Origin of the sequence: Mycobacterium sp. OAE908 (assembly GCF_017872775.1) — a bacterium.
In the GTDB taxonomy this organism is placed as follows: Bacteria; Actinomycetota; Actinomycetes; order Mycobacteriales; family Mycobacteriaceae; genus Mycobacterium.
This window is the reverse complement of the sequence record NZ_JAGGJL010000001.1, coordinates 3,644,028-3,658,229: the sequence shown is the minus strand read 5'-3', so window position 1 is coordinate 3,658,229 and position 14,202 is coordinate 3,644,028. Positions and strand designations below refer to the sequence as shown.

The 14,202-nt window shown below is 68.1% G+C and carries 8 protein-coding genes; 2 read left to right on the top strand and 6 right to left on the bottom strand.

What is annotated here, in order from left to right:
- Positions 1 to 117 precede the first annotated feature (117 nt).
- The gene (locus J3E61_RS18015) at positions 118 to 2,223 is read right to left on the bottom strand and encodes an ATP-dependent DNA helicase UvrD2 (protein ID WP_210084453.1); all 2,106 of its coding nucleotides are present in this window, start codon (positions 2,221 to 2,223) and stop codon (positions 118 to 120) included.
- Positions 2,224 to 2,305: 82 nt separating this feature from the next.
- Between J3E61_RS18015 and J3E61_RS18010 the strand changes: the two genes are divergently transcribed.
- Positions 2,306 to 2,554, top strand: a complete 249-nt coding sequence (locus J3E61_RS18010; RefSeq protein ID WP_210084452.1) for a mycoredoxin — start codon at positions 2,306 to 2,308, stop codon at positions 2,552 to 2,554.
- Here the strand turns inward: J3E61_RS18010 and J3E61_RS18005 are convergent.
- The 3 genes from J3E61_RS18005 to J3E61_RS17995 all read right to left on the bottom strand — a co-directional run bounded on the left by J3E61_RS18005 (position 2,551) and on the right by J3E61_RS17995 (position 7,416).
- The gene (locus J3E61_RS18005) at positions 2,551 to 5,319 is read right to left on the bottom strand and encodes an AAA family ATPase (RefSeq protein ID WP_210084451.1); all 2,769 of its coding nucleotides are present in this window, start codon (positions 5,317 to 5,319) and stop codon (positions 2,551 to 2,553) included. The two genes, J3E61_RS18010 and J3E61_RS18005, sit on opposite strands and share 4 nt — an antisense overlap.
- 64 nt (positions 5,320 to 5,383) lie before the next feature.
- Entirely contained in the window at positions 5,384 to 6,316 is a 933-nt protein-coding gene (gene nudC / locus J3E61_RS18000) for an NAD(+) diphosphatase (protein ID WP_192721659.1), read from the bottom strand.
- Entirely contained in the window at positions 6,313 to 7,416 is a 1,104-nt protein-coding gene (locus J3E61_RS17995; RefSeq protein WP_210084450.1) for a potassium channel family protein, read from the bottom strand. Before J3E61_RS17995 ends, nudC begins: the two co-directional genes overlap by 4 nt.
- A 45-nt stretch (positions 7,417 to 7,461) precedes the next feature.
- Between J3E61_RS17995 and J3E61_RS17990 the strand changes: the two genes are divergently transcribed.
- Positions 7,462 to 7,866 carry a hypothetical protein gene (locus J3E61_RS17990; RefSeq protein WP_210084449.1) on the top strand — a complete coding sequence of 135 codons (405 nt, stop codon included), beginning with the start codon at positions 7,462 to 7,464 and terminating at the stop codon, positions 7,864 to 7,866.
- Here J3E61_RS17990 and J3E61_RS17985 read toward each other — a convergent pair.
- Both J3E61_RS17985 and J3E61_RS17980 read right to left on the bottom strand, forming a co-directional pair.
- Positions 7,863 to 11,087 carry an ATP-dependent helicase gene (locus J3E61_RS17985; protein WP_210084448.1) on the bottom strand — a complete coding sequence of 1,075 codons (3,225 nt, stop codon included), beginning with the start codon at positions 11,085 to 11,087 and terminating at the stop codon, positions 7,863 to 7,865. The two genes, J3E61_RS17990 and J3E61_RS17985, sit on opposite strands and share 4 nt — an antisense overlap.
- A complete protein-coding gene (locus J3E61_RS17980) occupies positions 11,084 to 14,197 on the bottom strand; it encodes an ATP-dependent helicase (RefSeq protein ID WP_210084447.1) in 3,114 nt (1,037 codons plus the stop codon). Before J3E61_RS17980 ends, J3E61_RS17985 begins: the two co-directional genes overlap by 4 nt.
- Positions 14,198 to 14,202: the final 5 nt, after the last annotated feature.

Here is a 14,202-nt window from a genome sequence, read left to right as displayed (position 1 = left end):
TCGACTCGCGGTGTGATCTTGAGGCTAACGGTATCAGCTTTCGATGACAATCAATTTTTGACCAGCGGTTTTGGCACGATTTTTACGACGATTGGCTGTCTCTTCAATGTCGCCTGCCTAGCGGCTGCGGCCTTTGACCAACGCCAGCACGTCGGGCCCGTACTGCTCGAGCTTGCGCGCGCCGATGCCGGGGATCGCGACCAGTGCGGCATCGTCTGCCGGGAGCGTCTCGGCGATCGCGATCAACGTGTTGTCGGTGAACACGACATAGGCCGGCACACTCATCTCCTTCGACGTGCGCAGCCGCCAATCCTTCAGCTGCGCGAGCAGCTCCTCATCAAGGTCGGACGGGCAGGATTCGCAGCGCCGCAGCATGATTGCGGGCGGGGTGGTCAGTGTCCCGTTGCAGACGCGGCAGCGCGGTGTGGGACCGCGGGGACGGCGCGGCCGGTTGAGGGTGGCGTCACTGGGTGACTGCGGAGCGATGCCGTTGAGGAAGCGCGACGGCCGTCGACTCTGCCGGCCACCCGGCGCCCGGGCCAACGCCCAGCTGAGCGCCAAATGCACTCTGGCTCTTGTGATTCCGACGTACAGCAACCGGCGTTCCTCTTCGACCGGTTCACTGTCGGGCCCATGCGCAAGCGCGTGTGAGATGGGCAGCGTGTTGTCGGCCAGCCCGACCAGAAACACCGCGTCCCACTCCAGGCCTTTGGCGGCGTGCAGCGAAGCCAGCGTGACGCCCTGCACTGTGGGTGGGTGGCGCGCATCGGCGCGCTGACGAAGCTCGACGAGCAGCGAGGCCAGGTCGAGCGTCGGGCGCAGGGCCACTTCCTCGTCGACGAGTTCGGCAAGCCCGGCGAGGGCCTCCCACCGCTCGCGGGCGCGGGTACCGGCCGGGGGTTCGGCGGTCAGGCCGAGCGGTTCGAGGACGGCGCGGACGACATCGGGCAGTTCGCCTTCGACATCCCGTTCGGCGGCGCGCTGCAGCGCAAGCAGAGCCTGGCGGATCTCCTGACGGCTGAAGAAACCCTCGCCGCCGCGCACCTGGAACGGCACCCCCGCGGCGGTCAGCGCCTCTTCGTACACCTCAGATTGCGCGTTGATGCGATACAGCACTGCGATCTCCGAGGCCGCGGTGCCCGACTCGATCAGGTTCTTGATCTTCTTGGCCACCGCGGCGGCCTCGGCGACCTCGTCAGGATGCTCGTTGAACGTCGGGTTGGGTCCGGGGTCGCGTTGACCGACGAGGTGCAGCTTGCTGCCTGCCATCCGGCCGCGGGCGGCGGCGATGACCCGGTTGGCCAGCGACACCACCTGCGGGGTGGATCGATAGTCGCGCTCCAGTCGCACGACCGCGGCGTCGGGAAAGCGCCGCGAGAAGTCGAGCAGATAACGCGGTGTGGCGCCGGTGAACGAGTAGATGGTCTGGTTGGCATCGCCGACGACGGTCAGGTCGTCGCGGTTGCCGAGCCACGCATCGAGCACCCGCTGCTGCAACGGGGTGACGTCCTGGTACTCGTCGACGACGAAGCATCGGTAGCGATCGCGGAACTCCTGGGCGACGGCGTCGTCGTTCTCGATCGCGGCGGCGGTGTGCAGCAGCAGATCATCGAAATCCAGGAGCGCCATGCCGTCGTGGCGGGCCTTGAGCTTTTCGTATCCGGCGTATACCGCCGCGATCTTCGCTGCGTCGAACGGGATGTCGCGGCCGGCCTGCGCGACTGCGGCGCCGTAGCCCTCGGGACTGATCAAAGATGCCTTGGCCCACTCGATTTCGCCCGCAAGGTCACGCACATCGTCGGTGCTGGTCGACATCCCGGCGCGGTTGGCGGCCTGCGCGACGACCGAGAACTTCGTGTCGAGCAGTTGCCATCCGGTGTCGCCGACGACGCGCGGCCAGAAGTAGGAGAGCTGCCTGCGGGCCGCGGCGTGGAACGTCATCGCCTGCACCGAACCGGTGCCGACGCCCTGATCGAGCGCCCGTAACCGGCCACGCATCTCCCCGGCGGCGCGCGACGTGAACGTCACGGCCAGCACCTGCTGGGGCGCGACGTGTCCGGCCGTCACGAGGTGAGCGATGCGGCGGGTGATGGTGCGAGTCTTGCCGGTGCCCGCTCCTGCCAGCACGCAGACCGGCCCACGCGGCGCGAGGACGGCTTCGCGCTGCTCGTCGTCGAGGTCGGCGAGGAGTGCGTCACGCGAAATGGGCGCCTCGACCGACATGCGGTCCATCTTGGCAGGGGGCTGTGACATATGCCGGGTGCGGCGCGGGCATGTTGTGGGTATCCGTTACGTTGGACGGCTTATGAGCGCTTTGACCATGTACAGCACCTCGTGGTGTGGCTACTGCTTCCGGCTTAAGAAGGTTCTGAAGTCGGAGGGCATTTCGTTCGCCGAGGTCGACATCGAAACCGACCCGGCCGCTGCGGACTTCGTGGCCTCGGTCAACGGCGGAAATCAGACGGTGCCGACGCTGAAATTCGCGGACGGCTCGACGCTGACCAACCCGAGCGGCGCGGAGGTCAAGGCCAAGCTGGCGAGGCTGGCCAGTTAGTCAGCCTGCGCAGGTTGGGCCATGCGGCGGCCGAGTTCTGCCCGTGAACGTACGCCGAGCTTGCGATAGACAGACGAGAGATTGGACTCAACCGTCTTCGGGCTGACGAACAGTGCCGCCGCGACGTCGCGGTTCGTCATGCCGGTGGCCGCGAGTTCGGCCACACGTTGTTCTGAGGGGGTCAGGCGGCTGTCACGGCTCGGGCTCACGTTGGTCCGGGCCAATTCGCTGCCGACACGCTCCGCCCACAATGGCGCTCCGATGTCTTGGAATGCGCGCAGCGCCTCCTGCAGCGTTGCCTCGGCGGCATGCTTCTGGCGCTGGCGGCGCTGTATTTGGCCGAGCACCAGCTGGGTCCGGGCACGTTCGAAAGGCATCGACAGCTTCGCGTGTTCACGCATCGCCTGATGAGCCTTGTCGGCGGCAGACGCCACGTCGCCGTGCGCAGCCAACCACATACTGCGACACCGGGCCCCCTCCGCCAACATCCACGGGCGATTCAGCCGAACACCGTTGCGCTCGAGTCTTTCGATCAACGGCTCGGCTTCATCGAGTCGACGCAGGTTGATCAACGCTTCGGCGGCATACGGTACGAACGCTGCGACGATGATCTCCGCGCCGTCCGGCGTCGCGTCGAACCGGGCCAACAGCGGGCCAAGCGCCGCCAGCACTTCCTCGTGGCGGCCCAGAGACAACTCGAGGAAGGCCAACGTCGTCAGCGACCAGCCCGCGAGCCTGAGCGATTCACCTCTTGCAGCCGCCGCCAGCGACTCGGCAACATCGCGCCTCGCGTCGTCGGCGTTTCCCGCGAACGCGGCGAGGGCGGCACGGGTCGTCAATGCCACAGACATGGCGACATCACCGCCAAGCAGTAACGCCCGTTCCATCGCTTCCGAGGCGATCTGATGGGCACGGTCGAGGTCGGCGCTCCAGATCTCCACCAAAAACCTGTGCATGGCGAGGAACATCAACTCGCCTTCACCGCCGTGATCCACGCAGTGGGTCCACACCTTCAGCAGCTCACCGCGAGCGTCCTCCAGCCGCCCGACCCAGGCCAGCAGCAACGCGTTATGGACGCTTGGGCGGAACGGCGCGGGGGTGGTCGCCACGTGATCTTCCAATTCGAGGGCGCGCCGCAGGCCGGCGTCGTCGAGACCCGCTCCATGCATGAAGCTCAAGAACACCCGCATGCTCAGCGATTGGCTGAGCAGGTGCGGCTGCCCAAGAGGGGTAGCAGTTGCCACCGCCTCTTCTGCATGCCGCAGGCCGACCGCCAGGTCGCCGGAATTGAGCAGGGCGTAGCACAGCATGACCAGCATCTGCGTTTTCAGCGCAGGATGATCACCGACCTCCGCGAGGCCGCGTTCCAACACCTTCGCGGCTTCGATGAAGCTGTCGTCGGATAACCGCACCACGGCGAGGAGCGTCAGCGCCTCGGCTCGCAGAGGGCCTGGCGGCAGCTGGCCGATCGTCTCGTCGAGCAGAGCCCGGGCCTGCGCGGCATTGCCGCCGTCGAGATGGTGCTTCGCCGAGCGGATCCGGCGCAATGGCGTATCCCCGCCGAGGTTTCGGGCGAGATCGATCAATTGGGCCGCCGCGGCGGGGGCGCCACGGATGCGGGCCATTTCGGCGGCTGTGTCGAGAGCCTCAAGGGTTGCCGGATCCTCGGTCGTGCAGGCCAATGCAAGATGCCGGGCCTTCAGTTCTGGCTGCGTTTCAGTCTCGGCGAGGACGCTGTGCATTCTGCGTCGCCGACTGGCAGCTGCGTCCGTGTAGATACCGTGCGCCAGCAGCGGGTGGGCAAACCGCACAAGATTGCCGTCGATCACGATGATGCCGTTGCTCTCGGCCACTTCGAGTAACTCCACGATGCGGTCGACTCCGGTGCCGACGACTTGCGCCAGCAGGTTCACGGTTGGAGCGGAAACACATGCCGCAGCGAGCAATACGTCGCGCGCCTGACCCTCGATGCGGCCGATGCGGGCGCGCATCAGTTCGGCCAATGTCGGCGGCACAACGAGGTCCGCGGCGGGCGATCGATCGTCTATCGCGCGTGCGAGTTCGAGCGCGAAAAATGGGTTCCCGCCTGAAATTTCGGCGATGCGCACAATGGCCGGGCGAGGCGGCGAAAGGTGCAGTTTTTGCGAAATCAGTTCGCGTAGGCCACCCATACTCAAGGGCCCGACATGCACGCGGTTCACCGCGTCCGGTCGACGCATCTGCAGCCATGAGGCCGCGCCGCCGCCGTTGGCGTGCGAACGCTCGGTGACCAAGACTCCAACCGAGCCATCGAGACGGCGCGCCGCGGAAGCGAGTACCGCCTTACTGGCCGGGTCCAGCCACTGCACATCATCGATCGCCAGCAGAACCGTTGCTTCTGCCGCGAGCCGGTTGACCACCGACAGCAGCGCAGCGGCCACCACACGCTGATCCGTGGCGGGGCCCTCCTCGATGGCGCGTAACATCACCCTGTCGACCGCGAGGCGTTGCGGCCCAGGCAATTTCGCCAAGATGGTGTCGTCCACGGCAGCGAAGAGATCGAACATCGCCGTATAGGCCATCACCGATTCGGCTTGCCCAGTCCTGGCGGACAGCACCTGCATGCCGCGCTCGCTCGCTTGCTCGGCAGCGGCCAGCCACAGCGTGGTTTTGCCGATCCCTGCCTCGCCCTCGATGACCAATCCCGACGGCTGGGTCTGTGCCGATGTCAGAAAGTCGGCGATCGCGGAGAACTCGACCGAACGGCTCACCACACCGGCAGACACGACCCCAATCGTGGCAGCCAGCAAACTATTCGACAGCTAAATCGCCAAATGTGGGGCGGCGACGTCAGTCCTGCGCGGCCCAGGACTCGATGATTTCCCTGGCGATCGAAATCGATCCGGGCAGCAGCAGCCTTGACGGTGAGTCGCTGCTCCAGTCGCCGTGTTCGAGCGCCTCGCGGATCTCGGCGCGGGTGAACCATGCCGCCTCGGCGATTTCGCCGTCGTTGAACGCGAACTCCTCGTCGGGATCGCCGAGTGCGTGGAATCCAACCATCAACGACCGCGGAAACGGCCACGGCTGGCTGCCCAGATAGCGAACGTCGGTCACGGTCAGGCCGATCTCCTCGCGGATCTCACGGACCACGCACGCCTCGAACGATTCGCCTGCCTCGACGAAGCCGGCGAGCAGTGAGAATAGCCGCTCGGGCCAGACGGTCTGGCGGGCCAGCACCGCGCGGTCGTGGCCGTCGTGCACCAGGCAGATCACGGCGGGGTCGATGCGGGGAAACTCCTCGTGGCCGTTGGTGGCGTTGACGCGCGACCACCCGCCCTTGATCGACTTGGTCGGCGCGCCGTCGACCGCGCTGAACCGTGCGTTGTCATGCCAATTCAGCAGGGCAGTTGCGGTTGCGACGAGGTGTGCGCTGACGTCGTCGAAGATCTGACCCGCGCGGCGCAGGTCGAGCACTTCGGTCTCCGCGTGCGGGTCCTCTGGTCCTTCGAGCGCGGCGCGAATCGCCCACACGTGCCGCCCGTCGGCGAGACGGCCGAGAAACACGGCGTTCTCCGGCGGCTTGTCCCCCAGCCCGGCGGCCTTGCCGAGCACCACCTGGCCGCCGGAAATCAGCACCTGGTTGCGTCGGTCGACCCGCAACACCAGGGCGTCGGGCCACCCGGCGATCGCCGCGTCGACGTCGGTGCGCAGCGCATCGGCTCGGTCGGCACCGACGCGGGACAGCAGCGGGACGTTGCGAAGCTGGAACCCGCCGGATGTCATCGGTCGGCTTCCGCGCTGCGGATGTACAGCAGCCGGTCACCGAGCTCCAACGCATCGACCTCGGGCGCGTCGACCCGCACGAGTTCGCCGTTTCGAACGACGCCGAGCACGATGTCGGTCAGATGCCGCGGCGAGCCGCCGGCTTCCTTCGCCTCGACCTCGCGCTCGGCCAGTGCGAAGCCCGCGTCCGGAGTCAGCAGGTCTTCCATCATCTCGACAACGCTCGGGGTCTGCGTCGCGATGCCAAGCAGACGGCCCGCAGTTTCCGACGACACCACCGTTGAGTCCGCGCCGGATTGCCTTAGCAGGTGCTGGTTTTCGGCTTCGCGGGCCGCGGCGATGATCTTCGCGTTCGGCGCGAGTTCGCGCGCGGTCAAGGTGACCAGCACGGCGCTGGCGTCGTCGTCGGTCGCGACGATGATCGACTTGGCGTGCTGGGCGCTGGCCAGCCGCAGCACCTCGGATTTGGTGGCGTCGCCGTGCACGGTGACCAACCCGGCGCTCTTCGCGCGTTCGAGGGCGGTGACGTTCTCGTCGACGACGACGATGTCGGCCGGTGCCACCTCGTCACCGACCATCGCGGCTACGGCCGTCCTGCCCTTGGTGCCGTATCCGATGACGACGGTGTGGTTGCGCACTCTGCTCCTCCATCGCTGGATCTTCAATGCCTGGCGCGACTGCGTGGTCAGCGTCTCCACCGTGGTACCGATGAGGACGATCAGGAATGCGATCCGCAGTGGCGTGATCACCAGGACGTTGACCAGCCTCGCCGACGAGGTGATCGGGGTGATGTCGCCGTATCCGGTGGTCGACAGCGAGACGGTCGCATAGTAGAAGCAGTCGAGGAACGACAGCTCCCTGTTGCCTGGCGAGTCGCCGATCTCATTGCGGACATCGCGGTATCCGTGGCGGTCCAGGTACACGATGACCACCGCCGCGAACAGCGCGAGCATCGCGTACACGATCCGGCGGAAGATGCGCTGGCCAGGGCTGACGAATGGCTCGGGAATGCGAAGGACGTCGACGAGCGCGGCATCCGGTCGCGACGTCAGATTCTCCTCGACGGCCGCCAGCCGACTTCGCAGTTTGCCTTTAGCCACAGGAACCCGTCATCGATCCGAGTTGGCGCACGCCACAATGTAACCATGACCTCACCCCCGCCTGAACTGCAGCAGCTTGCCAACCCGGCACCGGCCCTCCGGATGGGAGCGATGTTGTTGGGCATGGGCACCCTGCACTTCGTCGCGCCCAAGCCGTTCGACGACATCGTCCCCGTCGAACTGCCGGGCAGCACGCGGTTCTACACCTACGCCTCGGGGGTGGCGGAGTTGACGACCGGCGCCCTGCTTCTGTCGCAACGCACCCGCAAGCTCGGGGCACTGTCCGCGGTCGCCCTGTTTCTCGCGGTCTTCCCTGCCAACGTCAACATGGTGCGGCTGTGGCTCAAAGACCCTGCCAAGCCGCTGGTGATGCGGCTGGGCGCTATCGCCCGGCTGCCGCTGCAGATTCCGATGATCACCTCCGCGCTGAAGATCTACCGCAACTCCTAGGCCGCCTCGATCAGCGCGACGAGGTCGTCGGCGTCGGGCAGCGAGTCGGGGGTGACCGTTCGGCCGGACCGCACGTAGTGGAATGCCGCGCGGACTTCTTCGACGGGGCAATTGTGTAGTTGCGCCCATGCGAGCCGGTACACGGCCAGCTGAATTGCCGCATGCTGCTTGGCTTCTGGGGTGTCCGGCGGATCGCCGGTCTTCCAGTCGAGCACGGTGGTGCCGCCGTCGTCGTCGGCAAAGATCGCATCGATGCGCCCGCGCACGACACGCCCGCCGATGACCATGTCGAACGGGACCTCCACGTCGATCGGCGTGCGCGCCGCCCACGGCGACACCGCGAACGCAGCCTGCAACTCGGCGAGCTCCTCGGCGGCGCCGGCCTCGCGGTCGACGGCTCCTGGCAGATCGTCCAGGTCGAACAGCCGCTCGGCGTGGAAGAACCGCTGCACCCAATCGTGAAAAGCCGTGCCCAGCAACGCGTGCGGGTCAGGACGGGTCGGCAGCCGACGGCGCAACCGTTGCGCGACGCCATCAGGGTCACGACTGAGCTCGACGAGTGTGCTCACCGACAGCTGCGTCGGCAGCGGCGCAACGGGCGCGTCGGTCGCTTCGTCGCGTTCGGCCAGCAGAGCATCGACGTCGGCCACCCAGCCGTCGACATCGTCGGCGTTGAGGTCGATCTCCCCCGACATAGCCTTGGCCACCATCACCGCGCCGTTGTCGAGGTGTGTTCGTTGCGGGCCTGCCGGATCGGTGGGCCAGATGGCCTCGATAGCCCTGTCGCGCAACGGGTTCGGCGTACCGTCGGCCGGGGCGGGGACCCACTGCTCGATGATGCCGCACGGATCGCCCGCGGCCTCCGACGTCTCGATGATGTCTTTGAGTTCGCACAGAAACTCGGAAGGGCCGCGCGGTTTGGCCTCGGACACACCCCAGTGGTGACCCGACAGCAGCAGGGTGTCCTCGGCGCGGGTCAGCGCGACATACAGCAGCCGGCGCTCTTCGTCGATGCGGCGTTGCTCGAGGCTGCGCTTGTGCTCGGAGATCTTGTCGGACAGCCGCTTTCGATCGTTGACGTCCGATGTGTCCAGCACCGGGACGCCGAGTTCGGAGGCCGTGGCCCGGTCACCGCGTAGCAGCGGCGGCAGGTCGCCCGCGTCGGTGAGCCACGTTCTTTGCGACGCGGTCGACGGAAACACCCGGCCGCTTAGGTGCGGCACCGCCACGACCTGCCACTCCAGCCCCTTCGCGGCGTGCACAGTGAGGATCTGGACCCGGTCGGTCGCGACCGACGTCTCGGCGGGCGCCAGGCCGTTCTCCACCTGTTCGGCAGCGTCCAGATACGCCAGCAGACCCGGCACCGTCGCCCCTGACCGGCCCCCGACGTCGGCCACCACGTCGGCGAACGCGTCCAGATGTTCGGTGCCAGACCATCCTGCGGCCAGCGGCCTGGCCGCCCGTACTTCGGCGTCGAGCCCGAGCACCCGACGGACCTCGGCGACGAGATCGGGCAGCGGGTGCGTCAGATGGGCGCGCAGGGCAGTCAGCTCACGGCCGAGCGCGACGATCCGTGCATACCCGGCAGGCGAATACGCGTCCGACTGCCCGGGGTCACAGATCGCGTCGGCCAAGCACGCGGCATCGGCGTCGGCGGCGGCCTGCGCCACGATCTGTTCGGTGGTGGCTTCGAGGGTGGGCCGGTCATCGAGTTCGACGGCACGCCGCCACAGCGCAGCGATGTCACGGCCGCCAAGGCGCCACCGCGGTCCGGTGAGCACCCGCATCGCGGCTGCGCCGGCGGTGGGGTCGGCGACCAGTCGCAGCATCGCCACCAGGTCGGCGACCTCGGGCACCGCCAGCAATCCGGCAAGACCGACGACCTCGACGGGGACGCCACGGGCGGTCAGCGCATCCGCCATCGGTGCCGCGTCGGCGTTCCGGCGCACCAGCACCGCTGCCGTCGGTGCAGGGCCGTCCGCGCCGTGATAGATCGCCGCCAGGTGATCAGCGACCCAATCACGTTCGGCGACAACGTCATTCAGCAGCGCACAACGGATGACGCCGGGCTGGGCATCGGGTCGGGGTCGAAGGGCACGCACCGCGACGGAGCGCCGCCGCGCCTCCACGGACACGGCATTGGCCAGGTGCAACGCCCGCGGCGGATTGCGCCAACTGGTTCGCAGTTCCAGCGTAGGCGCCGGCGTGCCGTCGGCGTGGGGGAAATCGGTGGTGAACCGCGGCAGGTTGGTAGCCGAGGCGCCCCGCCAACCGTAGATCGACTGGATCGGATCCCCGACCGCCGTCAGCGCGAGGCCGTCGTCGACGCCGCGACCGAACAATGACGACAGCGCGACGCGCTGCGCGTGCCCGGTGTCTTGGTACTCGTCGAGCAGCACCACGCGGTACCTCTCGCGCAGCTGCTGGCCGACTTGCGGGAAGGTGGCCGCCAGCCGGGCGGCCGAGGCCATCTGCATGCCGAAGTCCATGACCTTCTCGGCCCGCATGCGCGCATGCAGGGCGTCGATCAGCGGAACCAGTTGGGTGCGTTCGGTTTGAGTGGCCAGCATGCGCAGCAGCCACTGGCTGGGTCCGCGGTCGCGTTGATACGGACCCGCAGGAAGGGTGTGTACCAGCCGCTCGAGTTCGACGTGGGTGTCGCGCAGTTGTTCGGTGTCCACGAGGTGTTCGGCCAGCTGGCCAGCCAGACGCAGCACCATCGCGGTGACCGCGGCTGGGGTCTTGTCCGTGTCGAGGTGCTCTGGATGCTCGCACACGACACGAAAAGCCAACTGCCACAGCTCCGTTTCGCTGAGCAGGCGGGTGTCCGGCTCGACGGGCAAAAGCAGTCCGTGTTCGCGCAGCAGGTTGCCGGCGAACGCGTGATAGGTGCTGACGGTCGCGGGGTCGTCGGCCACCTCGCCACCGCCGGGAACAAGACCGGCGCCGGCCAGCCGGGCCAGCCGCGTTCGGACGCGGCGCAGCAGCTGCCCGGCGGCCTTGCGCGTGAACGTCAGGCCGAGCACCTCGCCGGGACGGGCGTAGCCATTGGCCACCAGCCACACCACCCTGGCGGCCATGGTTTCCGTCTTGCCTGCACCTGCGCCCGCGATGACGACCAGCGGCCCGGGCGGGGCGGCGATCACCGCCGTCTGCTCGTCGGTCGGCGCGAAAAGGCCGAGCGCGGAGGCTAGTTCGGCCGGGCTGTAGCGCGGGGTCATGACCGCCCACCGGCGACGGCCTGGGCCGGACACATGGCGCGCACCGGGCAGTGTGAGCACCCGTCGTTGACCCGCGCGACGAACACCGGACCTTGAGTGGCGGCCGCCGCCTGCTGCACCAACGCGAGCCAAGCGGCGCGAGCGTCGACTGATTGCGGGTCCTGCTCGCGTTCGGTGGCCCCACCCGATCCGGTCTTGCCGAGATATACCAGCCGACCGCCGCCGGGAGTATCACCTTGTGGCAGCAGTCCTTCCGCGACGGCGAGCTGGTACATGGCCAACTGGGCATGGCGTTGCGCGTCGTCCTTGCTGACCGGCGTCTTACCGGTCTTGATGTCGACGACCACCAACCGGCCCTCGGCGTCGCGCTCGAGCCGGTCAAGGCGACCACGCACCCGCACCCCCGGACCGACTGTGCCGTCGATGTCGACCTCGGTGCCCACCTCAGTCAGCTCGCCGCGGGTTTGCGCACGCCACTGCGCGAACGTCGACAGCATCGCACGGTGGCGTGCCAGCTCGTTGTCGGAAAACCACTGCGATTCGAACGGCAGCTTGGCCCACAGCTTTTCGAGTTCGTTGAGCATCTGGTTTTCGGTCTTGCCCGGCTCGGCGACAAGAGCATGCAACAGCGATCCGATCGCTGAGCGGACATCGCGTCCGTCGGAGCCACCGTGGCGTTCGAGCAGCCAGCGCAGTGGGCAGTCGGTCAGCATCTGCAGCGTCGACGGTGAGAGCGTCACGACGTGGTCGTCACCGTCCCACAGCGGTTCCGCACTGGACAACGGCGTCATGCCGTACCACTGAGCCGGGTCGGCACCGGCGATACCGGCCTCCGCCAGCCGCGCGAGTTGCGCTGCTGCACAAAGCTTTTTGCTGTCGTCTATGTTTTCATCCGCCGCGCATACCACTGCGCGCAGCCGTCCGACCAGCGCAGGTGGGGCCAGCACGCGCGGGGCATGGATCGGCTGTGGCGGGTCGGGTTCCGGGTCGGTCGCGAGCGCCGCGAGTTCGTAGCAGAACGGCGACGGCAGCATCGACTCGTCGCCGCAGTCGCTGTCGACCGCGGTCACCAACAGGCGGGTGCGGGCGCGGCCCATCGCCGCGATCAACAGCCTGCGTTCCTCGGCCAGCAGCGGCGCGCGACTCGACAAGCCCCGATCGACCTGCGTCTCGACTCCATCCATCACGTCGACGAGCTGCTGGGTGCCCAGCACGCCGCCACGCGGGGTCGTGTTGGGCCACAACCCTTCCTGCACTCCCGCGATGACGACGAAATCCCATTCCCTGCCGAGCGCCGCGTGGGCGGACAGGACCGCGACCGCGTCGGGGTCAGGCCGTTGCTCGCGAGGTGTCGGAGGCAGGCCCATCGCCTCGACGTGGTCGACGAGCCCGCGCAGCGACGCGCCCGTCGTGCGACTCACGTATTGCTCGGCGATATCGAACAACGCGGTGACCGCGTCGAGGTCACGGTCCGCCTGCGCACCCGCAAGGCCGCCGCGTTCACTGGCCGCCAGCCAGCGTCGTTGCAGGCCGGACCGATGCCAGGCCTGCCACAGCGTGTAGCGGGGATCTTGGCCTTGTGCTGCGCTGCTGCGCGCGGCGGTGAGCACTGCCCGTACCCGGCGCAACGGCCTACCGAGTTCGGCGGACAGTCGGTCGGTGTCGTTGTCGAGCGCCTCGACAAGCAGATCGGTGAACTCCCGTGGCGGTTGGCTGCCGTCGGCTCTGCGCAACGCCCGTCGCAGCTGGCGCAGCGACACTGGATCGACACGGCCGATCGGCCCGGTCAGCAGCGACAGCGCGCGCTCGCCGTCCAGCCCGTAGTCGGTGGCGTCGAGGACAGTCAGAAGCGCGCGCACCGCGGGCTGATCGGCCAACGGGGTGCTCGGCAGCGGGGCGTCTACCGGCACACCAGCCGAGACGAGAACGCGGGCCAGCGGCGCGCCCAGCCGCGGCACCGACCGCACGATCACGGCCATCCGCGACCACGGCACACCGTCGACCAGGTGGGCGCGGCGCAGGGCGTCGGCGATCAACGCGGATTCCGCGTGTGGCGTCGCAGCGATCTGCACATTCAGCTCGCCCGGCCGGTCCTCGGCACCGGTCATCTGCCGCGCCGCGTCGGCACCCGGCAACCGGCGCGCAACAGCGGTGATCGCGTCGGCGATGACCGGCGCGCAGCGAAACGATCGCGTGAGCGTGATGGCGGGCTCGTCACCGCGCAGCAGCGACGGGTCGGCGCCGCGATATCCGAACACCGACTGGCTCGCGTCTCCGGCGATGACTGTCAGCTGCGCACCTGCCGACAGGACGCGAACAAGCCGGGCCGCCTGCGGATCGAGATGCTGCGCGTCGTCCACGAGAAGCAGCTTGATCCTGGCGCGTTCGGCCGCCAACAGGTCCGCGTCGGTCGCGAACGCTTCGAGCGCAGCGCCGACGAGTTCGGCGGCGCCCAGCGCGGGCACCGTGGCCTGCGGTGCCGCCATGCCGACGGCAGAACGCAGCAGCATGATCTGCTCGTAGGCCTGCGCGAACTTGCCAGCGGCCAGCCACTCGGGACGGCCGCTGGTTCGTCCGATGCGTTGCAGCGCAATGGGATCCACGCCGCGTTCGGTGCAGCGGGCCAGCAGGTCGCGCAGCTCGTTGGCAAACCCGACGGTGGACAGCGCCGGACGCAGTTGGCTGGGCCAGCCCACCGGTGACGCGTCACCGTCTTCCAAGTCACCTGCGAGCAGTTCACGGATGATGCCGTCCTGCTCGGCGCTGGTGATCAGTCGCGGCGGCGGATCGCCGTTGCGCTGCGCCGCCAACCGCAGTACGGCGAACGCGTACGAGTGCAGGGTGCGGACCAACGGTTCGCGGACGACAGCGCGGCTGCCCGCCGACAACAATGCCGACGTGATGGCTGCCCGCGCCTGGCTGCCGAGCCGCGCCGAACCCGTCAGCAGCAGAACCGATTCGGGGTCACTGCCCGCGGCGATGTGGGCCGTCGCGGCCTGAATCAGCAAGCTGCTCTTGCCCGTACCGGCGCCGCCGAGCACGCGCACCACACCGCGCATGCCTGGTTCGGTGAGGGCGGTGGGGGTCAGTTCGGTCTGCGGTGCGGACATGAATG

What these genes read in the sequence shown, in the direction of transcription:
- J3E61_RS18010 (WP_210084452.1), top strand. Translation starts at nt 2,306, where the DNA reads ATGAGCGCTTTGACCATGTACAGCACCTCGTGGTGTGGCTACTGCTTC.
- J3E61_RS17990 (WP_210084449.1), top strand. Translation starts at nt 7,462, where the DNA reads ATGACCTCACCCCCGCCTGAACTGCAGCAGCTTGCCAACCCGGCACCG.
- J3E61_RS17985 (WP_210084448.1), bottom strand. Translation starts at nt 11,087, where the DNA reads ATGACCCCGCGCTACAGCCCGGCCGAACTAGCCTCCGCGCTCGGCCTT.
- J3E61_RS17980 (WP_210084447.1), bottom strand. Translation starts at nt 14,197, where the DNA reads ATGTCCGCACCGCAGACCGAACTGACCCCCACCGCCCTCACCGAACCA.
- nudC (WP_192721659.1), bottom strand. Translation starts at nt 6,316, where the DNA reads ATGACATCCGGCGGGTTCCAGCTTCGCAACGTCCCGCTGCTGTCCCGC.
- J3E61_RS18015 (WP_210084453.1), bottom strand. Translation starts at nt 2,223, where the DNA reads ATGTCGGTCGAGGCGCCCATTTCGCGTGACGCACTCCTCGCCGACCTC.